Consider the following 24290-nt stretch of genomic DNA (forward strand, 5'->3'; position numbering starts at 1 on the left):
CGTGTTCTGTTTCAATTAATCCATCGCCCGCAGTTCAAGCAGAGCGTCACGCAGTTCAGCAGCACGCTCGAACTGCATGTTCTTCGCGGCATCTTTCATTTCCTTCTCCAAGCGTTGAATTAACGATTGGCGATCTTTCTTCGACATCTTATCTATGCCTTTATCCGCAGAGAACTCCGACTTCGACTCTGCTGACTTAGTAGCTTCAATAACATCACGTATCTTCTTCCGTATTGTCTGCGGTGTTATACCATGTGCTTCATTGTAAGCAATCTGAATCTCCCGGCGTCGTGCAGTCTCCTTGATCGCTTTGCCCATGGAATCGGTAATCTTGTCACCATACATAATAACGCGACCTTCCGCATTCCTCGCCGCACGACCAATCGTCTGGATTAATGAGCGCTCTGCACGCAAGAAGCCTTCTTTGTCAGCATCCAGTATCGTAACCAGCGAAACTTCGGGAAGATCAAGTCCTTCCCGCAGAAGGTTAATACCAATCAATACATGATACACACCAAGACGAAGATCCCGCAGCAGCATCATCCGCTCCAGTGTCTTAATATCCGAATGCAGATAGCGCACCTTGATGCCAATCTCTTTCAAATAGTCCGTCAAATCCTCCGACATCTTCTTTGTCAGCGTCGTAACAAGTACACGTTCGTCCTTATCCAGCCGTATCCGAATCTCGCTGATCAGATCATCAATTTGTCCCTTAGTAGGACGTACTTCAATGATAGGATCAAGCAGTCCCGTTGGACGAATAATCTGCTCGATCATCTGCGGGCAGTGCTCTAACTCAAACGGGCCTGGCGTAGCCGAGATAAAGAGGGCCTGGCCCACCTTCTGCTCAAACTCATCAAACTGCAGCGGTCGGTTATCCAACGCTGATGGGAGACGGAAGCCGTGCTCCACGAGCACCGTCTTGCGGGCCCTGTCACCGTTAAACATACCGCGTATCTGGGGAAGAGAGACGTGAGACTCATCTACCACCACAAGGAAATCTTCCGGGAAATAATCAAGCAGCGTATAAGGTGTAGCTCCGCGCTCACGGAACGTCAACGGACCGGAGTAGTTCTCAATCCCCGAGCAGAACCCTACTTCCTGCATCATCTCGATATCATATCGCGTACGCTGCTCCAGCCTTTGAGCTTCCAGCAGCTTGTTGGCTTCCCGAAGCTCGGCAAGACGCTCCTCCAGTTCACGCTCAATGTCAACAAGCGCCCGCTTCATCGTCTCTTCAGCCGTCACGAAGTGAGAGGCAGGGAAAATCGCAATATGATCACGTTCAGCGATAATCTCACCTGTCAGCACATCTATTTCGGTAATTCGCTCGATCTCGTCGCCAAACAACTCTACGCGCACCGCGTGCTCACTCTTGGAAGCCGGGAAGATCTCAACGACATCTCCACGCACCCGAAATGTACCACGAATAAAGTTCAAGTCATTCCGCTGATATTGAATGTCTACTAATCTTGCCAGGATGTCATTACGCGAGCGCTCCATTCCAGTACGCAGTGACAATACCAGATTCCCGTACTCAATCGGTGATCCCAGGCCATAAATACATGAGACACTTGCTACAATAATAACATCCCGCCGTTCGAACAAAGCTGATGTGGCAGAGTGGCGCAGCTTATCAATCTCGTCATTAATGCTTGAATCCTTCTCGATAAACGTATCCGATGAAGGGATGTAGGCTTCAGGCTGGTAATAATCATAATAACTAACAAAATACTCTACCGCATTATTCGGGAAGAATTCCTTGAATTCACTGCATAATTGCGCTGCCAGCGTCTTATTGTGTGCAATAACCAACGTTGGACGGTTCACTGCAGCTATAGTCTGCGCTACCGTAAAAGTCTTCCCTGTTCCTGTCGCACCAAGCAATGTCTGATATCGCTTGCCTGCGTGCAGCCCTTCTACCAGCTTGTCGATCGCTTTCGGCTGATCGCCTTGCGGTTCAAACTCAGACACAAGCTCGAAACGCTTCGAGGACACTTGAATATCTGCCATGTTAATCTCATCACCGCACCCTTCATCAATGTTCCTTATTACAGCATTACCCCAGACTGCCCTATTCATAGACATGTCTCTTCATTCTTGTGACACAAGTAATATTAATGTGAAGCTCTCCACGTTAAAGTCTGTATGTTCATTCTTCATCGGAGAACCAGTATAAAAGTATAAGTGTAGGCATAAAGAAATACCCGAACTCCCAGTACGACAAGCCTTGAACCGCAACCATTCATACATAGGTAGGCCTTCAGTAGCAAATGCCCGGCAATAAGTAAAAACGCTAAACTTTATGATCAAAACACCCGATAAATGTATCATACCTTGATTCCTCAAGGCTAACCGCATAAGCGTTCAATGCACGTCCGTATACAACATAAAATAAGAATGTTTGTTCCCGTTTATTATACTCTTAACTTCGATTGGTTGCAAATGGGAACTGCATCAGGAGGATGGATTATAGCATGGATAAGACAACTTTAATTGGCATTATAGCGGGACTCGTCGCTTTGATCGGCGGATTCCTTTTAGAAGGAGGCAATCTCAGCGGATTATGGGAGGCAACTGCGGCCCTGATCGTATTCGGAGGAACATTTGCAGCTGTTGTTGTCAGCTTCCCCGGCAATCGTCTACGCAGCATTCCGCAAGCCTTGAAGTTGGCATTCCGTCAGACACCTACCCAAATGCCACGCCTTATTGACGATATCGTTGCTATGGGCACACAAGCACGCCGCGATGGCGTATTGGCCCTTGAAGATATGGTACAGAAGCACAAGAATCCCTTCCTTCGCGACGGTATGATGATGGTTGTAGATGGAACTGACCCGGAGCTCATTAAACAGATCCTTGATATCGATATGGATGCTGTTGAGCACAAACATGATGGTTACGCTAAAATATTTGAAGCCGCTGGCGGCTACGCGCCTACAATGGGGATTATCGGAACCGTTATGGGTCTTATTCACGTGCTGAGTAATCTAAATGATCCCACCATGCTCGGACCTTCCATAGCGGTTGCATTTACGGCCACTTTATATGGTGTTGCGACAGCTAACGTAATATATTTGCCGATTGCATCGAAGATCAAGACCCGAAGCGAGCAGATGATACGCGAGATGGAAATGCTTCAGTTTGGCGTACTTGCCGTACAAGCCGGAGAGAACCCGCAAATTATCCGTAAAAAGCTCAGCTCCTTTATGCAAGGCGAAGATGCCATACAACCGTTGCAGCGTGTGCCTGAGATGAAGCGGGGGATGACATATGAGACGCAAAAGTAGAACCCGGCGGGGTCAGTCAGCTGAGAATCACGAACGCTGGCTGATTACCTATTCGGATCTTATCACTTTATTATTAATATTTTTTGTAGTCATGTATGCGATGAGTCAAGTGGACTTAGTCAAATATGAGTCATTATCCGAGACGTTGCAGACTACGTTCCGCAGCGGTGACGGGCAGCTGCCAAAAGGATCAGGCATTCTTGACGGTGCCTATACCAAGCCTGGCCAGACAGGAGCTATTAACACCAAGAAAGATGGAGCAACTGGTGACCAGATCAACGCCAAGATGAACAAAATGCAAGCTAATGCGGCTCAAGATGCTGATCCAAACAAGCAAGCTGTGATGATTGGTCAAATTACGGAAAAGGATCTTGCATTCCGTAAGCAGGAGGAGATGCTGCAGCAGACGATGTCCGTTATCCAACAATATATTGAGGACAATAAGCTGCACGACGCCCTCAGCGTCACGGATACACCTAAAGGTATCGAAATAAGACTAAGTGACCGTTTATTGTTCTCACTGGGTAGAGCGGAGCTGACAAGCTTGGCGACACCAACGTTGGACAAGCTAGCCAGTCTATTCAGCAAGCTGAATACAACAATTAGTATTGAAGGACATACAGACAACCTGAAAATGGCCTCGGGCGGTCGTTTTAAGGACAACTGGGCATTATCTGCCGAACGCGCTCTTTCGGTCCTACGATTCTTCGTAGATGAGAAGAATCTGGACAGTGCTCAGTTCCAAATCTCAGGTTATGGGGATACACGTCCTGTGGCTTCCAACGATTCAGACACCGGGCGTCAGAAAAACCGACGTGTCGAAATCATTATTCTACGAAACGTCGTACAGCCATCCACATAGTTCAAACCTTAACAAGGCCGTTCTTATAAGTCACTTCTTATAAGAACGGCCCTGTTGCTATATCTAACCCAATCTTGACGCTGATGAAGCATCCCAGCTGATGACGTATAGGTAGAAGAAGCGCCACATTTTATAAACAAATTGTACACATCTAATTAAAAGTTATTCACGTTTTGTACTATCTTACCCACAGTTTGTTAACAACTTGTTGACAGATTCGATGTTTTTCGAATAAGTTATCCCCAATTCACAATAAAATGACCGATTCTACCTTATAAAATAAGAAAACGCTCACTTCTCCACAGAAATGAGCGTTCGTATTATGCGGATGATTCCTTGTCTTTCGTGATACCTGCATACCCAGATCTCTTCCAAGGCGCTGACAACAAATGCAATAATGAAGCTGGCTTTGTAACCGCGACATAATTCACATCGTCATCCGGGGCAAGCAGTACACCCAACTGATGATGTTCTCCTGCATACACCGCACGCTGCACAAATTTCAGATCACCGCTGTTGTTATATACCTCAAGCTTGCAAAAAGCCGCGCTGGATCGTAGTGCTTGATGGAGCTCTTCCTTTGTCCGCACGGGAATACCATTCACTTTAGAAATCAGTTCACCTACGCGAATGCCTAGTTCCTCAGCCGGACTGCCAGGCAGAACGGCTTGAACTCGCAGCCCGTTCCGATCATGCGTAAGAATAGGACTTCTACCTGATTCTTCAAACTTGCTTTGCCAAATCAGCCATTCATGCATACCGATTGCAATGAGACCAGCCACGGCTATTAGCGGTGTCCACCAATTGGCTAAAAGTGACACGGCCAACAACGCAACAGCGTACATAAACAAACGGGATGATGTTACAGCTGCTTTCTCTTGTGGTAGATAAGTATACGTTAGCTCCGAGAAACCAATCATCACGGGAAAAGCCATCAACATCCAGCCCTGCTGCCAAATGTCTCCGCTTAATAGCGGTGTCCATGGAAGCTGTTCGCCTGCTGTAACCGCTGGAAACAACAAGAATAACGGAATTGGCCAAAGCGTCTGCATCTGATAGGCCCCCACAATTCGACCACGCTTGCTTTCCATAAATAAAGGACTCGCAAACGTGGGCGCCTGTTTGCGCACAAGCCAAGCCTCGGCAGCATGCAGCAGCGCAACAAGTACCAACAATCCTGCTGCATTCATCCCGCGCAGGTCTGCTGTTAGCGTTCCCATCCAGCCTTCCGGATTCCAGTCTGGCATGAAGCGCAGTACCGTCTGACCAAGTGCTGCTACGCCCGCTGCATAAGCAAGACACAGCATCCTCACACGGAACAACAACAGCACGATGCTGATACCCCATAATAAGAACACAATCGACTGCGGAATGGTAATACCAAGTCCGATGGAGGCTGCAGAAACGCATAAACCTGCGAGCATCCCCCCCAGCCAAGCACGCCAGGTCTGCTCAATCCAGCTATGCATCTTCACTGAGAATAATCGTCTTTCGAGCAGCATTTGTCTACGATAATGTATAGCAATAAATACGACTGACAGCCAATAGAATGGCGACAGCAGCAATTGTAATAAGGCCCACGCAACACGATAGCCGAATTCAAGGGCAATGTCCACATTATTCGCTCCTTTCCGCGTATCGTTCTAAAATCAAGCCCAAAAAAGAAGAAGGCCGAAGCGAGTAGCTTGCGACCTTCTTACTATTCGACAATCGTTAGCGAATTTCCTTCTGCACGGTTTGAATCGCTGCTTTTAATTGAGCGTCATTTTTAGGTTCGCGCATCGCTTTTATAATTTCTAGTTCCAGCTTCTCAGCTGTTTGTTTGTCAACTTGACCGTTAGCTGTCAACGTATGCTGCTTCTGGAAAGCCTTCAACGCTGTCTCCGTACTGGCTGAGAAATAACCATCTTTACGATCCAGCTTATAGCCTAGTCCACCGAGTATAACCTGTACGTTTTGTACGTCGGAGGAGTTCATATCCAGCTTTAACGTCTTGTCTTTAACAACTGGCGCAGCATTAAAGTAATCCGGCTGCTTCACAGGAACGTCTGGTTCAATTCCCTTTTGGTGAATCCAGTTACCTTTAGGAGTCAGCCATTTGGCAATCGTAATCTTGATCAGACTGCCTTCATCGCCGCTTGTCGTGTAACTTGTCTGCACAGTACCTTTACCAAAAGTATGCTCGCCCACTATCTTAACGCCTGCAGACTCCTGCAATGCACTAGCCATAATCTCGGAAGCACTTGCACTGCCCTTATTCGTCAGAATCGCAATCGGGTACGTTTTCGGCTTAGCCGTTCCCTCCGACTTGTGCACTTCCCGTTCCTTATTGCGGTATTCCACTTGCAGCAAAGGCTTGCCTTTCTGGATAAACGGCTGTGTCATCTTTTCCACGATATCGAGCACGCCGCCTGGATTGTTGCGCACATCGATAACTAAGCCCTTCATGCCCTTCGCTTCCAAATCATCCAGCGCTTTTACGAAATGCTCGTGTGTATTCGTTGAGAACTGACGGATCTCGATGTATCCCACTTTGCCTTCCAGCATTGAAGGATATACCGTTTCTAAATCTACCTTGTCTCGAACGATATTAAACGTCATCGTATCGGGTGAGCCTGGTCGTTTAACTTCAATCTTGACCGTGCTGCCCCGAGGTCCACGAATCTTCTCGACCGCCTGATTTAACGTTAAGCCAGTCAGATTAGTCCCATCAACCGAAATCAGCACATCTTTGGGCTTCAGCCCCGCTCGTTCAGCAGGCGTATCTTTAATAGGGGACACAATCGTGACATTGCCTTCTTCCATCGACACCTCGGCCCCAATACCTGTGAACCCGCCCTCAACGCTAACATTAAAGCTATCTGCTTCCTGCTTCTGCATGTAAGTGGAATAAGGGTCTCCTAAAGCAGTAAACATCCCTTCCACAGCACCATTGACCAGCTTGTTACGGTCTACTTCTTTGAAGTATTTGCTTTCAATGACCTGCAGCACCGAGCTCAGCTTCTGAACTTCTTTTGTCGATAGTCCCCCGCTGCCTGCGCTAGCCTGTCCACTGCTGGCGAATATCGGCAGATCCTTTGCTGTCATGGTGAGCAGACTGCTAACTACAATTGCAGTCCCAACCATGACTGCAACTGTACGTCCTTTAAAATTCATAAGATCACCGCCCTTATCTCGTCCGCATGCTGATGCCAAACTACTCTATCAGTCATTGTTCACATGAGAGCATGTGTTTGAACACTCACTATTATATGCCAACATATCTATTTTTATTTCAAATACGGTGCTGGATCTACTTTCTCTCCATTCAAACGGACCTCAAAATGCAAGTGGTTACCCGTCGCGCGTCCTGTTGCGCCAACCTCTGCGATCTTCTCGCCACGTTTGACATCCTGCCCTTTATCGACCTTAATACCGCCTTGACGAATATGACCATAGAGAGTCCATAAGCCATTGCCATGGTCAATAATGACACAATAGCCATAACCGCTCCACCATTCTGCTAAAATGACGACGCCGTCATCCGCAGCATAAATGTTTGTTCCACCCGGTGTAGCCATATCTAAACCACTATGGAACGCCCCGCGGCTGCCCGTAATTGGATCTACCCTTGAGCCAAATGGAGATGAAATATAATATTCTGCACGAAGCGGAACACCCAGTTTGCCGCCAGAATAAGCACCATTAGATCCGGAGCTCGAGCCTGAATCACTTCCAGAGTTGGAACCGGATTGCTCCCGCTCTCTTCTGGCCGCTTCTTCTCTCGCTCTTCGTTCAGCTTCTTCCTGATCCGCTATCTTCTTCTTCTTGGACATCAATTCAGAACGCTTCATCGCAAATTCGACCAGCAAGCGGTCCTGTTCTTCACTTAAGCCATGGGATTCCTCAATTTGTTGATCGAAGCTTGCAATCATAACTTCCTTCTCACGTTCTTGCTTCATTAGCTCCAACTTGGTCTGCTCCAGCTTAGCATATAGAAGTCGGACGCGCTTAAGCTCGTCCTCAATCTCTTTTTTCTTTTCCAGCACAAGCTGCTTGTCCCGCTTATGCTCCGCCAGTATTTGCTTATCCTGGTTAGCGATCTGCTCCAAGGAGCTGAGTCGGTCCAAGAAGTCCATAAAGCTAGTCGAGCTGAACAATACGTCAAGGTAAGAGACATTACCGTTCGTATACATCAGCTGCACACGAGCATCGAGCAGCTTCTCACGATCAGCAATCCGAAGGTTTGCATCTTCAAGCTGCTTCGCATTCTCCTCCAGATTGGTCTCCGACTCATCGATCTGTGTAGATACAGAAGCCAACTCATTAGCCTTCTTATCGATCTGCTTCACAATCACTTGCATATCAGACTGCGTCTTCTTCTTGCCCGATTCCGCTTCAGCACGTGTATCTTCAGCCTGCTGCTGCTTGTTCTCGGCAGTTTTCATCTGCTGCTGCAGCGCTCTTAATTCTTTGTTTACTTTGCTCATTTCCGAAGCTTGCCCCGTTGACGGGGACACCATAGTGAACAACAGCATACAGCTCAATACGAGCAACAACCATTTCTTTTTCAAGACGGGTCCTCCAATCGAATCGATCTGTAGATGGATTAGACTTTCAAAAATTTACGAATAGAAAGAGTGCTGCCCCATACTCCTATTAATACACCAAGTACAACCAACAACCCAGTCAGCAGTAACCACAGTTCTTGCAATGGAATCAGTTGGATAAATTGCATGCCGCTCTGCGAAGCTAATATAAGCTGGTGATAACCAACAAATAAAACGGCAAGCGTAATAAGCGATCCCAGCAATCCAATCAACATCCCCTCAATAAAGAAGGGCCAGCGGATGAAGGAATTCGTTGCCCCTACCAGCTTCATGATGCCGATTTCGCGTTGACGGGCCATAATGGTCACTTTTATCGTATTGGATATGAGGAACATAGCCGTGACAGTCAGTCCAGCAACTAAGATTAAGCCTACATTACGAATCGTCTCTGTAATCTTAAACAGTTTCTCAACCGTACCTTTGCCGTACTTTACCTGCCAGATCGGCTTCTCGCTGTTCGTATCATTCAGCGCCTGAATCTTCTTGGCTACCATCGGCACTGTGTCCGGATTATACACATCTACAGTCATGGAATCCGGCAAAGGATTGGTCTTCTCGGTATAACCTTTCAACAATTCTTTGCCGTCCTCACCAAGACTTTCCTGGAGCAGCTTCATCCCCTCAGCTTTGGATATCGGTGTCACCTTGCTGACCTCCGACATATTCCCAATGTCTGTTTGCAGCAATTCCATCTGTTCTTTAGTCGTATTTAATTGAAGAAACACCCGAATCTGCACTTGGCTGTCAATCTGCTTCGTTAACGTATTCAAGTTAAAAGACAGTAAAATAAACACACCTAAAATAAACAACGAAATGACAATGGAGCTTATCGAGGCAATCGACATCCACCCATTTCGAAAAATACTCTTTCCGCCCTCGCGTATGTGACGGGTGACTGTGTTAATTGTCATAACCGTAATCCCCCCGTACTACATCGCGAACTATATGGCCATGCTCGATCGCAATCACTCGTCTGCGAATGGTATTCACGATGTCTTTGTTGTGTGTTGCCATCACAATCGTAGTGCCTCGATAATTAATCTCTTCGAGCAGCTTCATAATCCCCCATGATGTCTCGGGGTCCAGATTGCCTGTCGGTTCATCTGCTACTATAACTGACGGATTGTTGACGATAGCACGTGCAATCGCAATGCGCTGCTGTTCGCCCCCCGACAACTGTGCCGGCAGGCTGTTCACCTTATGCTTCAAACCTACAAGCTCCAGCACTTCAGGTACTCGGCGCTTGATGACTTTCTTGGGTGCTTCAATAACTTCCATCGCAAATGCGACATTTTCATAAACGGTCATCTTAGGCAATAATCTAAAGTCTTGAAATATGACCCCAATATTGCGGCGAACAAAAGGAATTTTCCGGTGCTTTAACTTGCCGATGTTAAAGCCATTTACCGATATCTGTCCTTTGGTCGGCACTTCTTCTCTATAAATCAATTTCATAAATGTTGATTTACCCGCACCCGACGGTCCCACCAAATATACAAACTCATCCTTCTCGATACGAACCGAGACGCCGCGCAGTGCATGCGATCCGTCCGTATACGTCTTCCATACGTCTTGCATTTCGATCAAGCGAATCACTTCCTACGTGTATAAAATCAGCTTATATATATTCGACATAGCTACCTCAATTCCTTTAATTAATTTCGATTTTCAACATCTTTTTACTTTTCCAGCTGCAAGGAAACATTATTTCCCGGGAAAATGTCGCCTACTGTAAGCTTCCATTGTAGTCCTTTGTATTTCGACTTGGATAGACGGGTTTATTGCAAAAATAAAGATATTCACTTGTGAAATGTCGAGGTTTAAACCTTATCCTGCTTCTGTATTTAGTCCCTGTTCGCTGCCTTGAAAGAGGTAAAGATTTAGACTTCTCCTGCATATACATGTTCACATAACAATCCTTATATGGCTGAAGCTATGACCATTTTGCATTAAGAAAAGGCGCACCCATGCAATGTGCAGGTCATGGTGTCGATAAGGCATGTCCCACAGGGGGTCAAGGGATCATGGTGTCAGTAGACAGGAGGCTGTCGTGTGAAGAAGTGGTTAAGTTGGTTGTTAGGGGGCATACTGCTCCTGCTAATTGCTACAGGAGCAGTATGGGGTTGGGCAAACCATTATGTGAATACTACCGCTCTACCTCCCAGAGTACACTTGTCAAGCTGGCTGATTGGCGGTATGGAGCGGCAGTCATTTGAAACTGAACTACTAAATAAAATTAAAAAATTAGAGCAGACTCCAGTTCAATTTATATTTAAAGGGGCCAACCTTAACCCCGTGCAGACTACATTAAAAGACCTTGGTGTTCGCTATGATTCCAAACCGCTGCTGCTAGCCCTAGACAAACTCTTCACAGGAAGCTTATGGGAACGTTTCCAAGCCCGACGTACTTTTAAAGAAACGTGGGCACTCGGATTTACTTGGAATAATAACGTATGGAAACAGCGATTTAATTCTGCTTGGGAAACCCAGACTTTCGGCAAGCCTGTTAATGCTCGGCGTGAGATTACAGCTGCCGACCAAGTGACGTATACGCCCGACAAAAAAGTATACCGGCTTGACCGAATGCAGATGGAGCAGCTTATTCGTGTGGCTATCCCTTCGGATTGGAGCCTGGATCAGCGCCTGACGATTGAGGTCCCGCTGGTGCAGGCAAGTGCGCCGATTACTTTAGAGACGCTTCAAAATGAAGGCATCGAGCGTAAAATTATCGAAGTATCTACCTTTCTTCGACCTGGTGATGCAGGTCGAATTCATAATGTAAATGCTGCCGCCAAAACTATTGATGATATGATCCTAAAGCCAGGAGAGGTATTCGACTACGATAAAGTAATCGCCAAAACGGAGCGCTTGTATGGATTCAAAGAAGCCCCCGTCATTTTGAATGGCAAACTCGTTCCTGGAATAGGCGGTGGAATCTGTCAAGTGTCGAGCACACTCTATAACGCTGTACTGCGTACCGGTCTTGACATCGTGGAGCGGCGCAATCACTCGATGCCAGTCGCTTATCTGCCTTTGGGTCTGGATGCAACCTTCTCGCAAGGTTATATTAATTTCAAATTTAAAAATACTACTGAAAAAAATCTGCTCATTCGTACTTCGACGGAACACGACAAAATGACAGTCAAATTGTTTGGCACGATGGATGGCAGCATTACGTACAAAATGGAGACAAAAACAGTTAAAGTATTGGAACCTACTGTGAAGTATGTCAAAAACAGCGATCTCCCAGTTGGGACACAAGAAACGCTGCAGCGAGGCAAGAAGGGATACACCGTTGAATCCTATCGGATTAAAATGCTTAACGGCAAAGAAGTATCTCGCGAGCGTATGGCAATAGATACGTACCGCGCACAGCCTACGCTTATCGCGATCAACTCTGGTGAAAATGGTCTTCACCAAGCACCAAACGAACAGAAACCAATCGTGGAGGACGGTGTTAATGGGCCAAACTTCAGATAAATGAATAGATCCATTTTCACTTTTATTACTACTGCTCTTTCACCCATGACAGATGATCACTCTTTCTATCCCCTGGTAAAACTGCCGTATGATCAGGCATCAACATGAGTAATGATTGGCATCACATCAATTCCCATATGAAAAGGGGCTGTTCCATGCAGGTGTAGTGACACCTCTCAGGAACAGCCCCTATCGCTGCATCAGCGCACACGCGTGAGGCCTCACAGGACCCTATTAACGCGCGGCTGAAGCCAATTCATTTACTTCTTAGCAGGATCACGCGCTGCTTAAACGCATTCCCTTCTAAATGAGGCACATAAATGTAAGGTGAACTGAAAATACCTTTACCATCTGCCCCATGCTTCTTGCTATCACTTCAAACGTTTAATTAGGATCACTTTACGCCATAATTTCCTTTTAGCGATCATTACAAGTTAAAACCTGTTTTCGTGCTCAACAAGCCACGATTCGGTTTTTTTGAGCGCCTCGCTTGCACGTCCGACTGCCGCCTGTACCTGTACGGTAGCCGTTCCTCCGTACACATTACGGGCATTCACAACCTGCTCCGGTTGAAGGACTTCATAAATCGTCTCATCAAACAATGGCGAGAACTGCTTAAACTCCTCCAATGATAGATCAAGCAGGTACACATTTTTCTGAATACAGTACAGTACTGTCTTCCCGATTACTTCATGTGCCTGCCTGAAAGGCAGACCCTTGTTCACCAAGAAATCAGCGATATCGGTAGCGTTTGAGAAATCCTGCCGAACCGCTTGCCGCATCCGATCACGGTTCACCTTCATCGTGGCAATCATCGGAGCAAACAAGCGCAAGGCACCATCCAAGGTGGAGACGGTGTCCAGCATCCCTTCTTTGTCTTCTTGCATATCCTTGTTATAAGCAAGCGGCAGCGACTTCAGTACGGTCAGCATTCCTACGAGATTGCCATATACCCGACCAGTCTTACCGCGAACTAACTCAGCGACATCAGGGTTCTTTTTCTGCGGCATAATACTCGAACCTGTACAGAATGCATCGTCCAGTTCGACAAATTGGAATTCTGTACTGGACCATAGTACCAACTCTTCACATAGGCGAGACAAGTGCATCATTACCATCGAGGCATTCGATAGAAACTCGACGATAAAGTCACGATCACTCACAGCATCCAAGCTGTTCTCGTACACACGTTCAAAGCCGAGTTGCTCAGCCACATCATGACGGTCAATCGGAAACGTAGTGCCAGCCAATGCCCCAGCTCCTAGTGGAAGCGTATTGATACGCTTATAGCTGTCTTGCAAGCGTTCAATATCACGTTCAAACATCGATACATACGCCATCAGGTGGTGGGCAAATAAGATTGGCTGCGCACGCTGTAAATGTGTATATCCGGGTACAATCGTATCGTAATTGGCCTTCGCCTGCTCCATCAGTGCGATCTGCAGCTTCGACAATAGTTCAACAAAAATAACGACATGCTTGCGCAAATAGAGATGCATATCTGTCGCCACCTGATCGTTGCGGCTGCGCCCCGTATGCAGCTTACCGCCAACAGGACCAATTAACTCAATGAGTTTCTTCTCAATATTCATATGAATATCTTCATCCGAAACGGAGTACACCATCTCTTTGCTGCGGATCAATTCCAACACTTGTGCCAAGCCTTGCTGAATCTGCTCTACATCTTCTTGTGGGACAATACCACAACGGCCAAGCATTGTGACGTGTGCTAGACTGCCTTGAATATCTTCTTCCGCCAATTGCTGATCAAATGAAATCGATGCGGTATACTGCTCCACTAGTTCATCTGTCTGTTTTGTAAACCGTCCGCCCCATAGTTTGCTCAAATAACTTCCCCCTAACCGCTTTCCACAGGTATACGTTTTCTACTTCTGTAACGAGCCAGTGCTGGAATATAGAATCAACACTATTCCCGGTTCCAACTGATACAGCAAGGAGAAAGTCTTAATTTCTATACTTCCCCCCTGCCCTGCAGCTTACTTGGACATTGACGCTTCAACTGCCGTCGCCTTCTGATCAAGCTTTAATTCCACACCATGCACACTTATGCCGTGCACTCCAGAAGCAACTTTGAGACGCAATGCATTCAGATGGATAAACCCTGTCGCGTCATTCTGATCATAGGCTTGAGACGGGTCAGCTTCCATTGTAGCGATGTCAGGGTTATACAAACTAACCGCGCTTTGGACGCCCGCACCTATTACATTGCCTTTATAAAGCTTCAAACGCACAGTCCCCGAGACATACTTCTGACTCTCTTGCACGAGTGCTTGGATCGCCAGCCGCTCCGGCGCAAACCAAAAGCCGTTGTAGACGATGGAACTATACTTGGAAATTAACGAATCGCGCAGATGCATGACCTCACGATCCATCGTTAATGACTCCATTTTACGATGCGCCGTAAACAGAATCGTTCCGCCTGGTGTCTCATATACACCGCGGCTCTTCATGCCTACGAAGCGATTCTCCACCATATCCACACGTCCAATCCCGTGTTTGCCCCCGATGGCATTTAATTGCTCCATGACCTGCAGTGGGCTTAACGTTTCACCATTAATGGCTACGCAGTTTCCCTGTTCAAATGTCAGTTCCACATACTCCGCTGCATCAGGCGCGTCTTCCGGAGCTACGCTCAGTACAAACATCCCCTTGTTCTCATCCGCGCTTGGGTCAAACCAAGGGTCCTCCAGCACGCCGCTCTCAAAGCTGATATGGAGCAAGTTGCGGTCCATCGAGTATGGCTTAGCAGCAGATGCCTGCACCGGAATGTCATGCTTCTCAGCATATGCAATCATCTCTGCACGTCCAGGAAACTGTTCACGGAACGCTTCAGATCGCCATGGCGCAATCACCTTGATCTCTGGTGCCAAAGAAGCCGCCGTCAACTCAAAGCGAACTTGGTCGTTGCCTTTGCCTGTCGCGCCATGTGCGATCGCTATCGCACCTTCCGCTTTGGCGATTTCGACCATACGCTTAGCGATCAATGGCCGCGCAATACTCGTACCTAACAAGTATTGTCCTTCGTATAGAGCCCCCGCCTGAAACATCGGATATATAAAGTCGCTTGCAAATTCATCGCGCAAGTCGTCAATGTACACTTTGGAAGCACCAGTAGCAAGCGCCTTCTCTTCCAAACCTTCTAATTCATCTTTTTGTCCAATGTCAGCAGTAAACGCAATAATTTCGGCATCATAAGTTTCCTTTAACCATTTTAGAATCACCGACGTATCCAAACCGCCTGAATAAGCCAATACAATCTTATCTTTTGCCATGATAGGCTCCCCCCGCTTCTCTCTTCTCCAATCACTTACAACGCTCACAACGTAACATTACGTCGTCATGTCCTCTTTAATCGTCTAGTCACGCATAAGGGAAGCCAGCACAGCTTTCTGTGCATGCAGACGATTCTCCGCCTGATCAAACACAATGGAACGGTTTCCATCAATTACACCTTCACTAACTTCCTCGCCACGGTGTGCAGGCAGACAATGCATAAACAAATAGTCTGACTTCGCCCACTTCACGAGTTCCTCATCCACCTGGAAGTCACGGAACGCAAGTTCACGCTTCTGCTGCTCGGATTCAAAGCCCATGCTGGCCCACACATCTGTATACACCACATCAGCATCAGCCACTGCTTCACGAGGATCATTAGTCAAGGTGATTGTTGAACCATACAGTTTGCCCTGCTCTTGCGCTTGTTTCACTACATCAGCATCTGGCGCATAATTGTTAGGTGTGGCAACCGTAATATTTATACCAAACTTCGAAGCTCCCATAATAAGGGAATGCGCCATATTGTTGCCGTCACCGACATAAGCCACCTTTAACCCTTCCAACTTGCCCTTTTTCTCGTAAATCGTCATATAGTCAGCCAGCGCCTGGCAGGGATGATTAAGATCCGATAATCCATTAATGACAGGTACAGTCGCTGCTCGTGCCAAGTCAATGACAGTACGGTGAGCAAAGGTACGAATCATAATACCATCGACATAACGCGACAGTGTCTGTGCCGTATCGTATATCGTCTCTCCGCGTCCGATTTGAATGTCATTTTTGCTGAGAAATAAGGCAGTGCCCCCTAATTGAAACATCCCAACTTCAAAAGACACACGAGTACGGGTCGAAGACTTTTCAAAGATCATCGCTAGCGATTTCCCTCTTAATGCCTGTTCTGGATCTCCTGCTTTCTGCTTGCGCTTCAACTCTATACCATAGTGCATCAGCGCGTATAACTCCTCTTGCGTATAATCTGCAAGCGCGACAAAGTCACGCCCCCTCATATCTAATTGCGTATTCGTCATGTAGACCGCCACCTCCGTGTTTGAATGTTAGCTCTATTGCTCAATGGACGCGTCCATTACGATTCATATCGTATCCGTCGATTAACATGCAGCAGTTCCATTCCATGAAGGCTCTACCGCATGTTAATCATGTATTAAGAAGTTATTAGTTCAGATGGCCAAGGTCTTGATGTTCAGGAACCGGATGATTATTACATCCGACTACACTGTCACCGATGCTGCCTGTAAAATAGGCTGAAGTATGCTTATCGCTTCCTCAATCTCTTCTTTGGTTACAAGCAGATTAGGCAGCAGACGAATGACGTTAGGTCCTGCAGAGACAAACAGCAAGCCTGCTTGCTGAGCCTCCGCCAGCATCCCTTGCACAGGAATGTGGCATTCAATACCGATAAGCAGTCCTATACCACGAATCTCTTTGACAATTGGCAAAGAGCCGATCTTATCGTGCAGCTGTGCCATGAGATACGTTCCAGTATCAGCCACGCGAGCTGCTATTTGCTCGCTGATATGTGTTTCGAGCGTTCCGATTACAGCAGACATCGACAATGGTGTGCCACCGAAGGTTGAAGCATGGCTTCCTGGTCCAAAAGCTTCTCGCAAATATCCCTTGGCAAGCATCGCCCCCACTGGGAAGCCGCTTCCCAGTCCTTTTGCCAAAGTGAAAATATCAGGCTGCAGGCCATAATGCTCGTGCGCGAACATCCGCCCTGTCCGCCCCATTCCTGTCTGCACTTCATCAATGATCAGCAGCAGACCCTGCTCCTTGCACAGCGCCTCAACCTCCGCTGCAAATTCAGGCTGCAGCAAGTTAATTCCGCCCTCCGCTTGGACGATTTCCAACATGATAGCCCCTGTCTTATCGCTAATTGCACCACGAAGTGCTTCAATATCATTCAGCGGTACATAGCTAAAGCCCTCAGGTAATGGCGCAAATCCATCCTTGACCTTATCCTGCCCCGTTGCAGTCAAGGTTGCGAGTGTCCGACCATGGAACGATTGGTGAAACGTGATAATCTCATACCGTCCCGTGCCAGCTATATTTTGTTGGTAACGACGAGCTAGCTTAATCGCCGCTTCATTGGCCTCTGCGCCGCTGTTGCAGAAAAAGACAGCATCCGCACAGCTGTGCTTCACCAGCAATGCCGCAGCCTCTTCCTGCTGAGGAATATGAAACAGGTTCGATACATGCCACAACGTATCCAGTTGTGCTACGATCTTCGCCTTTACTTGCGCTGGTGCATGCCCTAGATTCGTCACGGCCAAGCCACTCATAAAGTCCAAATAACATTTTCCAGTGTCATCCCATAAACGGCTGCCCTCACCCTTGACCAAAGCGATCGGATAACGTGCATACGTCGGAAACAGCGCACTTTCTTCGGCTGCTGTATAGTTAATTGAAGTTGACATTATGATTCATCTCCATTCATCATCTATCATCGCTTTACATGCTGCCCTTAGCGGCATTACTTCCTTTAAGCCTCACATCAAGTACATAAGTTCTTAAAATGGATTCACTTCAATCTCATCGTCGTGAACTCGCCGTATGTACGGTTGCGCGTACAATACGAGTACCGATCGCTTCACCTGCTGCAAGCCGCTTCAACACATTCGGCTCAGAACCTTGTGCGATAACAACCTCCGATACACCACCATCCAAGCACTTCATTGCAGCTCGTACCTTTGGAATCATACCACCGTAAATGTCACCGCCTGTAATCATTGCTTCAATCTGTTCTGTTGACACAACAGGCAGAACAACCTTCTCACCATCTACAACCTTCATAATTCCGGGTACGTCTGTAATAACTAGCAGACGCTCTACTCCCAGGTGAGCAGCCACTGCACCTGCCGCCGTATCTGCATTAATGTTGTAACGCTGACCCGCTCCATCTATGCCAATCGGAGCGATGACAGGCATATACCCCATGTTGAGCACACCTTCGATTAAGCTTGCATCTATACCAACAACATCCCCAACAAATCCAATCTCATCAGCTTGAGCCACTGGTTGCGCCGTAATTAGCTGCCCATCTGTCCCAGACAATCCGATGGCAGAGGCTCCGACACGGTGAAGGCGACGCACAATCTGTTTGTTCATGCCGCCTGCGAGTACCATTTCAACGACGTCCAGCACTTCTTCACTTGTCTTGCGAAGTCCGTTGACGAACTCCGTTTCGATACCAAGCTTCTGCAGCGTATCCGAGATTGCAGGCCCACCGCCATGTACAATAATCGGCACCGTTCCTTCAAGCTGTATATCCCGCAACTGCTCATAGAAAGAATCCGGCAAGTCAGCCAACGTACTCCCACCGCATTTCATAACAAATCGTGCTGCATTCATCCGTATCTCCTCCTTCTCTTCCAGACTTTATCAACCAACAAGGGTATCCACTGGGGTAAACCAGCTCTCTTTCCACACGTCTGAAGTTCAAATTTAGTTCTATCCCACAAACTTGTGCGATCTACCTTTTTTTGCATCAATTGCTTTTGCTCTAGGTTCGATAAGCTGCATTAATGCGTACATAATCGTAAGTCAGGTCACAGCCCCATGCTGTGGCTTTTCCTTCTTCCATATGGAGATTAACGGTGAATACTATCGTATCCTCCTTTAAATATTCAAGCGCCGCGTCTTCGTCAAATTTCACAGGTGTAGATTCCTGTAACACGGGAATCGATCCCAAATAAATATCAACCGCATCCGTTCGTACCTGCTCGCCTGAGTAACCTACTGCAGCAATAACACGTCCCCAGTTCGCATCAGCGCCAAATACCGCAGACTTCACGAGGCTTGAGCCTACAATAGACTTTGCGATCTTTTTCGCGGAGTCGTCGGAAGAAGCTCCCTTTATTCGTACCTCAATCAGCTTGGTCGCCCCTTCTCCATCACGGGCAATTGCCTTCGCCAGCACCGTACAAACATATTTGAATGCGGCCTGGTAAGCAGGCCACGCCTCATGCTGCTCCGTTAACGCTTCATGGACCGCGCAGCCGCTTGCCATAGCGAGCAGCATATCGTTAGTGCTCGTATCTCCGTCAACCGTGATCATATTAAATGTATCGTTAGTTGTCTGTTTAAGCAGTGCGTGCAGTACTGCGGGCTCAATGTTCGCATCTGTTGTCACAAACCCCAGCATCGTTGCCATGTTTGGATGAATCATACCGGACCCTTTTGCTGTTCCGGCAATCGTAACGATCTCACCGTTAATGCGAAGTTGAACGCAAGCTTCCTTTTTAACCAGATCAGTCGTCAGTATAGCCTGACTGAACTGTTCAGCTCCGTCTCGTGCTGCTGTTAGCTGATCCCCGATGGATGCAATGCCCATCTCGACGCAATCCATCTTCAGATTCTCGCCAATAACCCCTGTTGAGGCTACCGCTACATAATGGGGTTCAACGCCAATCTGCTCCGCCATAGCGCTGCGCATTCGGTAGGCATCAGCTTCACCTTGCTTGCCCGTGCACGCGTTGGCATTGCCGCTGTTTACAATGACTGCCTGCAGCCTGCCCACCTCTGCCAGGCTGGCACGTGTAACACCAAGCGGTGCCGCTTGGAAGGCGTTCAACGTGTACACAGCAGCTGCAGCAGCCGGCACGTCACAGACGATCGCACCAAGATCATTGCGGGACGTCTTCTTTAAGCCGCAATGAAGCCCACCGGCACGGAACCCTGCTGGAGTGGTTACCGAACCGTCAATAATTTGAAACGGCAAACTGTCCATATCCTCTTCCAGTTCTGTAGTAAAACAACTGGCCGTTGTCGTTTGAATCGTCATCAGGCATCCCTCGCCTTTCATTTTTAAATCTGACTCTATTAAAAACAGCTATTTATGGGTATACTGGAGCATAGAACAAGCCTGTCGTTTCATCCCAGCCCATCATTAAGTTCAGGTTCTGTATCGCTTGACCAGCTGCGCCTTTTACCACATTATCAATGACCGATACAATGGTCACACGCTGTGTTCGTTCATCTACCGCAAAGCCGATATCGCAGAAGTTGGAGCCGTACACTTCCTTAGTAGCTGGCCACTGGCCGGCAGGACGAACTCTTACAAACTGACGCCCCTCATACAGCTCACTATACAATTGAACAAAATCACGATTCGTATATCTTCCATTCAGCTTGGCATACATCGTACACATAATGCCGCGTGTCATAGGTGTCAAATGCGGCGTGAATGTAACCGTTACAGGCTTGCCATAAATATTCGTCAGCACCTGTTCGATCTCTGGTGTATGCTGGTGTGTATTTATCTTGTAAGCCTTAAAGTTCTCATTAATCTCCGAGTAGTGCACCGTTAGACTTGTGCCTCTGCCTGCACCGGAGATACCTGATTTTGCATCGATGATGATCGAATCGGGCTCCAGCCAATTGGCTTGCAGCGCGGGTGTCAAGCCGAGCAATGCTGCTGTTGCATAACAACCTGGATTAGAAATGAAGGACTTGCCCCGGACCTCTTCACCGTACCACTCGCACAGTCCATACACTGCTTGCTCCAGCGTGTCGACATCAACGGCTTCATGCTTATACCATTTCTCGTATTCCGCACTATTCTTCAACCGAAAATCGCCAGACAAGTCGATTACTTTCAAGCCAGCTTGCAGCAGTTGCGGTACTAACTTGGCACTTACTCCTGTAGGTGTTGCAGTAAAGACAACATCTGCTTTCTGCCTCATAAGTTCTATATCAACGCCATCCAATGTATTACACATGATCTGATTCAAGTGCGGATACCCGTCTGCCAAAGCCGTTCCAGAGCTCGAGGCCGAAATAACAGACGTGATCTCCACTAATGGATGATGTAACAGAAATCGTATTAATTCAACGCCGCCATACCCGGTTGACCCTACAATAGCAACTTTTAAACGTGCTTGTGACATGTAACCTAATCTCCTTCACAATCAAATAAAAGACTGATGTTCACTAACGTCCGATCCATCTATAGGCAATCGTTACCTGATGAATAAATATGTATCATTATACGACTCTATTTATAATAATACAACACCTTTACCAAAAAAATATCCGCACTGCAGCTTTATAAAAAGCAGCAATGCGGATATTAATCGTGCCCTACTATTATTCATGAATTTATGCATAAGCTTGTATAACTAAATTGCATAAGAGGAATGAGTACTACCTCACACAGCGTTGTGCCAACTAGGAGCTGAATGCTTTCAGCTGCAAATTTTACGGGTGTGATTCGTCAACAATAAGCTTCCTACATAAGGATTGACATCGTAGTCTATATTCAACTTATCAACTAATTAAGAATGTATTTTGAATCCCTCACCCAGAACTTCGTTCGTATCACTTATAATAACAAAAGCATGTGAGTCCACTGCTCGGACGATATTTTTAAGCTTAACAATCTCAGTTTGCCCGACTACGACCATTAGCACGAGACGACGGTCACCCGTATATCCACCTTCGCCATGAAGCTTGGTGAGACCACGATCCAGGTCGTTCAGAACGGCCTCACACATCTCCTCCGTCTTCTCCGTAATAATAAAGGCTACTTTTGTATAACCAAATCCTATCTGTACGACGTCCAATGTCTTACTCATGACAAATAAGCCGATTAGGGCATACATCGCATCTTCAAACGATAACAACACACCTGCGAGCAAAATGACCACGCCATCGCATATGGCAACGGCTAGCGGAAGGCCGATCCCAAGAAAGGTATGAATCAATTGAGCCGTAATCGCATTCCCACCTGTAGACCCTCTGCCCCGAAAAACGATACCAAGTCCAAGTCCAATACCAATTCCGCCAAATATTGCGGCAAGCAGCGGATTATGTGTACCTGCAGGAAGACCAGACGTAAGGTATACAAAGGATGGCAGTGCAATAGAACCAACTAACGTGCGGATGCCGTATCGCTTTCCTAACAGAGAAACGCCAAGAATGAATAACGGAATATTAAATGCATATTGTGTAATGGCCGGTTTCCAGCCCAGCACGTCCTCCAGAACGATAGACAGACCCGAAATCCCTCCGGAAGCAATTTTGTTCGGTAGCTGAAGCATGTTAAACGTAATTGCCATAATAAAGGCACCAATCAGTATTAGAGCGTACTCCAGCACGGTTCGTGCCGGATGGCTAGATGGCAGCAGCGGGCCACGCCGCGGCTTTTTGGTAAGGGATGGGGATGACATGTAATCTCTCCTTTTCAGTTCTCACTCACAGCAGTATGGTTATATATTAAAAAAATAGGCTTAGGCTTATAAAATAGACAGATTGGATTGTGTTGCACGTTGATCAACGTAAATAGCAGCTGAGAAATTTGCTGATGCTCTCTCATGCTGACCAGTTCCTAACTTCCCGCAACTGCCCCTTAGTATACGCAACGCCTGCATACACATACTCTGTTCAGGCACAGCGTTCAAGTATAGCAAAAAACCTGCCCCGACAACGTCGGCGCAGGTTCATCATTCAATCCCCATATTTATTGTTCTGCAGGTTGTTGAATGCGCGATCTTAAGTACGATTCAATGAACTCATCGAGGTCCCCGTCCATGACGGCACCGACGTTGCCGGTTTCCACCGACGTGCGGTGGTCTTTGACCATACTATATGGATGGAACACGTAGGAACGAATCTGGCTGCCCCATGCGATTTCCATCTGCTCACCACGAATTTCCGCCAAGTGCTTGGCTTGTTCTTCGATCTTCTTCTCTACGAGCTTGGATCGAAGCAGCGTCATTGCCCGTTCACGGTTTTTGATCTGGGAGCGCTCTGTCTGGCATGTCACAACTACTCCACTCGGAAGATGGGTAATCCGGACGGCAGAATCCGTCGTATTGATATGCTGACCACCTGCACCACTCGCACGGTACGTATCAATCTTCAAGTCCTCAGTTCTGATCTCAACAGCGCTGTCGTCATTAATCTCCGGTACGACATCACACGATACAAACGAGGTATGCCGGCGGCCAGAAGAGTCGAATGGCGAAATGCGCACTAAGCGGTGCACGCCCTTCTCTGCCTTGAGATAACCATAGGCGTTGTAGCCCTTAATCAATAAGGTCACACTCTTAATACCCGCTTCATCACCTGGTAAATAGTCAAGAACCTCAACCTTAAAGCCTCGCTTTTCTGCCCATCGTGTATACATACGCAGCAGCATTTGGCCCCAGTCTTGAGACTCCGTACCACCAGCTCCCGGGTGCAGTTCCAGAATCGCATTGTATTTATCGTATTCTTCACTAAGAAGCAGTTGGAGTTCAAACTTCTCTACCTTGGCAAACAACTGCTTGATACTTTCCTCTATTTCACCAGCCAAGCCCTCGTCGTCTTCTTCCTCTGCAAGCTCCATCATCATCTCGATATCTTCCTGCTCTTGGAAAAGAACTTGATACTGGTCTACACTGCCTTTGACAGCATTCATTTCTGATATGAACGCCTGAGCGCGCTCATTATCGTCCCAGAAGTCTGGTGCAGCCATTTTCACTTCAAAATCTGCTATGAGTTCAAGCTTGAGGTCTAAGTCAAAGAGACCCCCTAAGATTTAATAATTTAGCTGCGAGCTCACGCAGCTGATGTCGAACGCTTGCATCGATCATCGTCAGTCACCTCTGTATCCATGATGATTGGCCTTTATCCGGGATGACAGATTACTCTGGCTGTACCGAATAAAGGCGAATAGCACTGAACAACGGGCGCCGATTCGGGCGCCCGTTGTTCTATCGTATGCACGGCACACTTCCTACGCGCTGGCACGTGCCTATATCACGTGTCGTG

The 24290-nt window shown here is 47.3% G+C and carries 18 protein-coding genes; 3 read left to right on the forward strand and 15 right to left on the reverse strand.

Annotated features, from left to right (window positions below; genetic code table 11):
• Positions 1-15: 15 nt before the first annotated feature.
• Positions 16-2013 carry an excinuclease ABC subunit UvrB gene (gene uvrB / locus MH117_RS11050; protein ID WP_239329199.1) on the reverse strand — a complete coding sequence of 666 codons (1998 nt, stop codon included), beginning with the start codon at positions 2011-2013 and terminating at the stop codon, positions 16-18.
• A 464-nt stretch (positions 2014-2477) separates the two neighbouring features.
• On the opposite strand from uvrB, the gene MH117_RS11055 reads away from it, so the two are divergent.
• Positions 2478-3290 (forward strand): flagellar motor protein, encoded by an 813-nt coding sequence (locus tag MH117_RS11055; RefSeq protein ID WP_239328767.1) that lies wholly within the window; start codon positions 2478-2480, stop codon positions 3288-3290.
• Positions 3274-4152 (forward strand): flagellar motor protein MotB, encoded by an 879-nt coding sequence (locus tag MH117_RS11060; RefSeq protein ID WP_239328768.1) that lies wholly within the window; start codon positions 3274-3276, stop codon positions 4150-4152. Before MH117_RS11055 ends, MH117_RS11060 begins: the two co-directional genes overlap by 17 nt.
• Before the next feature lie 320 nt (positions 4153-4472).
• Here MH117_RS11060 and MH117_RS11065 read toward each other — a convergent pair whose 3' ends face one another.
• The 5 genes from MH117_RS11065 to ftsE form a co-directional block, all read right to left on the reverse strand.
• Positions 4473-5768 (reverse strand): PDZ domain-containing protein, encoded by a 1296-nt coding sequence (locus tag MH117_RS11065; protein ID WP_239328769.1) that lies wholly within the window; start codon positions 5766-5768, stop codon positions 4473-4475.
• Between the two features lie 97 nt (positions 5769-5865).
• Complete coding sequence (locus MH117_RS11070; RefSeq protein ID WP_239328770.1) at positions 5866-7308, reverse strand: S41 family peptidase; 1443 nt, start codon at positions 7306-7308, stop codon at positions 5866-5868.
• A 113-nt stretch (positions 7309-7421) separates the two neighbouring features.
• Positions 7422-8705 carry a murein hydrolase activator EnvC family protein gene (locus tag MH117_RS11075; RefSeq protein ID WP_239328771.1) on the reverse strand — a complete coding sequence of 428 codons (1284 nt, stop codon included), beginning with the start codon at positions 8703-8705 and terminating at the stop codon, positions 7422-7424.
• Positions 8706-8740: 35 nt separating this feature from the next.
• Entirely contained in the window at positions 8741-9652 is a 912-nt protein-coding gene (gene ftsX, locus MH117_RS11080; RefSeq protein ID WP_239328772.1) for a permease-like cell division protein FtsX, read from the reverse strand.
• The gene (ftsE, locus tag MH117_RS11085; RefSeq protein ID WP_028543981.1) at positions 9642-10328 is read right to left on the reverse strand and encodes a cell division ATP-binding protein FtsE; all 687 of its coding nucleotides are present in this window, start codon (positions 10326-10328) and stop codon (positions 9642-9644) included. The genes ftsX and ftsE overlap by 11 nt, the downstream gene beginning before the upstream one ends.
• 465 nt (positions 10329-10793) lie before the next feature.
• Between ftsE and MH117_RS11090 the strand changes: the two genes are divergently transcribed.
• Complete coding sequence (locus MH117_RS11090; RefSeq protein ID WP_239328773.1) at positions 10794-12221, forward strand: VanW family protein; 1428 nt, start codon at positions 10794-10796, stop codon at positions 12219-12221.
• Between the two features lie 434 nt (positions 12222-12655).
• Here MH117_RS11090 and argH read toward each other — a convergent pair whose 3' ends face one another.
• The 9 genes from argH to prfB all read right to left on the reverse strand — a co-directional run bounded on the left by argH (position 12656) and on the right by prfB (position 24112).
• Entirely contained in the window at positions 12656-14068 is a 1413-nt protein-coding gene (argH, locus tag MH117_RS11095) for an argininosuccinate lyase (RefSeq protein WP_239328774.1), read from the reverse strand.
• Between the two features lie 150 nt (positions 14069-14218).
• Positions 14219-15514, reverse strand: a complete 1296-nt coding sequence (locus MH117_RS11100; protein ID WP_239328775.1) for an argininosuccinate synthase — start codon at positions 15512-15514, stop codon at positions 14219-14221.
• 84 nt (positions 15515-15598) lie between these two features.
• A complete protein-coding gene (gene argF / locus MH117_RS11105) occupies positions 15599-16546 on the reverse strand; it encodes an ornithine carbamoyltransferase (protein WP_239328776.1) in 948 nt (315 codons plus the stop codon).
• A 201-nt stretch (positions 16547-16747) separates the two neighbouring features.
• Complete coding sequence (locus tag MH117_RS11110) at positions 16748-17953, reverse strand: acetylornithine transaminase (RefSeq protein ID WP_239328777.1); 1206 nt, start codon at positions 17951-17953, stop codon at positions 16748-16750.
• Between the two features lie 115 nt (positions 17954-18068).
• Complete coding sequence (argB, locus tag MH117_RS11115) at positions 18069-18887, reverse strand: acetylglutamate kinase (protein ID WP_239328778.1); 819 nt, start codon at positions 18885-18887, stop codon at positions 18069-18071.
• Positions 18888-19038: 151 nt separating this feature from the next.
• Positions 19039-20265 carry a bifunctional glutamate N-acetyltransferase/amino-acid acetyltransferase ArgJ gene (gene argJ / locus MH117_RS11120; protein ID WP_239329200.1) on the reverse strand — a complete coding sequence of 409 codons (1227 nt, stop codon included), beginning with the start codon at positions 20263-20265 and terminating at the stop codon, positions 19039-19041.
• Between the two features lie 106 nt (positions 20266-20371).
• Entirely contained in the window at positions 20372-21424 is a 1053-nt protein-coding gene (gene argC, locus MH117_RS11125) for an N-acetyl-gamma-glutamyl-phosphate reductase (protein WP_239328779.1), read from the reverse strand.
• Between the two features lie 387 nt (positions 21425-21811).
• Positions 21812-22705 (reverse strand): YitT family protein, encoded by an 894-nt coding sequence (locus tag MH117_RS11130; RefSeq protein ID WP_239328780.1) that lies wholly within the window; start codon positions 22703-22705, stop codon positions 21812-21814.
• 290 nt (positions 22706-22995) lie between these two features.
• A protein-coding gene (prfB, locus tag MH117_RS11135; protein ID WP_239328781.1) for a peptide chain release factor 2 occupies positions 22996-24112 on the reverse strand; the annotation gives its coding sequence in 2 pieces (ribosomal slippage) (positions 22996-24039 and positions 24041-24112; 1116 coding nt in all).
• Between the last annotated feature and the right edge of the window lie 178 nt (positions 24113-24290).

The sequence above is a fragment of the Paenibacillus sp. ACRRX genome (assembly GCF_022346885.1).
GTDB lineage: Bacteria > Bacillota > Bacilli > Paenibacillales > Paenibacillaceae > Paenibacillus_B.

Bases quoted from the DNA above. Each gene is read 5' to 3' on its own strand.
- uvrB (WP_239329199.1), bottom strand. From the start codon at position 2,013: ATGGCAGATATTCAAGTGTCCTCGAAGCGTTTCGAGCTTGTGTCTGAG.
- MH117_RS11055 (WP_239328767.1), top strand. From the start codon at position 2,478: ATGGATAAGACAACTTTAATTGGCATTATAGCGGGACTCGTCGCTTTG.
- MH117_RS11060 (WP_239328768.1), top strand. From the start codon at position 3,274: ATGAGACGCAAAAGTAGAACCCGGCGGGGTCAGTCAGCTGAGAATCAC.
- MH117_RS11070 (WP_239328770.1), bottom strand. From the start codon at position 7,308: ATGAATTTTAAAGGACGTACAGTTGCAGTCATGGTTGGGACTGCAATT.
- ftsX (WP_239328772.1), bottom strand. From the start codon at position 9,652: ATGACAATTAACACAGTCACCCGTCACATACGCGAGGGCGGAAAGAGT.
- MH117_RS11100 (WP_239328775.1), bottom strand. From the start codon at position 15,514: ATGGCAAAAGATAAGATTGTATTGGCTTATTCAGGCGGTTTGGATACG.
- argF (WP_239328776.1), bottom strand. From the start codon at position 16,546: ATGACGAATACGCAATTAGATATGAGGGGGCGTGACTTTGTCGCGCTT.
- MH117_RS11110 (WP_239328777.1), bottom strand. From the start codon at position 17,953: ATGTCAACTTCAATTAACTATACAGCAGCCGAAGAAAGTGCGCTGTTT.
- argB (WP_239328778.1), bottom strand. From the start codon at position 18,887: ATGAATGCAGCACGATTTGTTATGAAATGCGGTGGGAGTACGTTGGCT.
- argJ (WP_239329200.1), bottom strand. From the start codon at position 20,265: ATGGACAGTTTGCCGTTTCAAATTATTGACGGTTCGGTAACCACTCCA.
- argC (WP_239328779.1), bottom strand. From the start codon at position 21,424: ATGTCACAAGCACGTTTAAAAGTTGCTATTGTAGGGTCAACCGGGTAT.
- MH117_RS11130 (WP_239328780.1), bottom strand. From the start codon at position 22,705: ATGTCATCCCCATCCCTTACCAAAAAGCCGCGGCGTGGCCCGCTGCTG.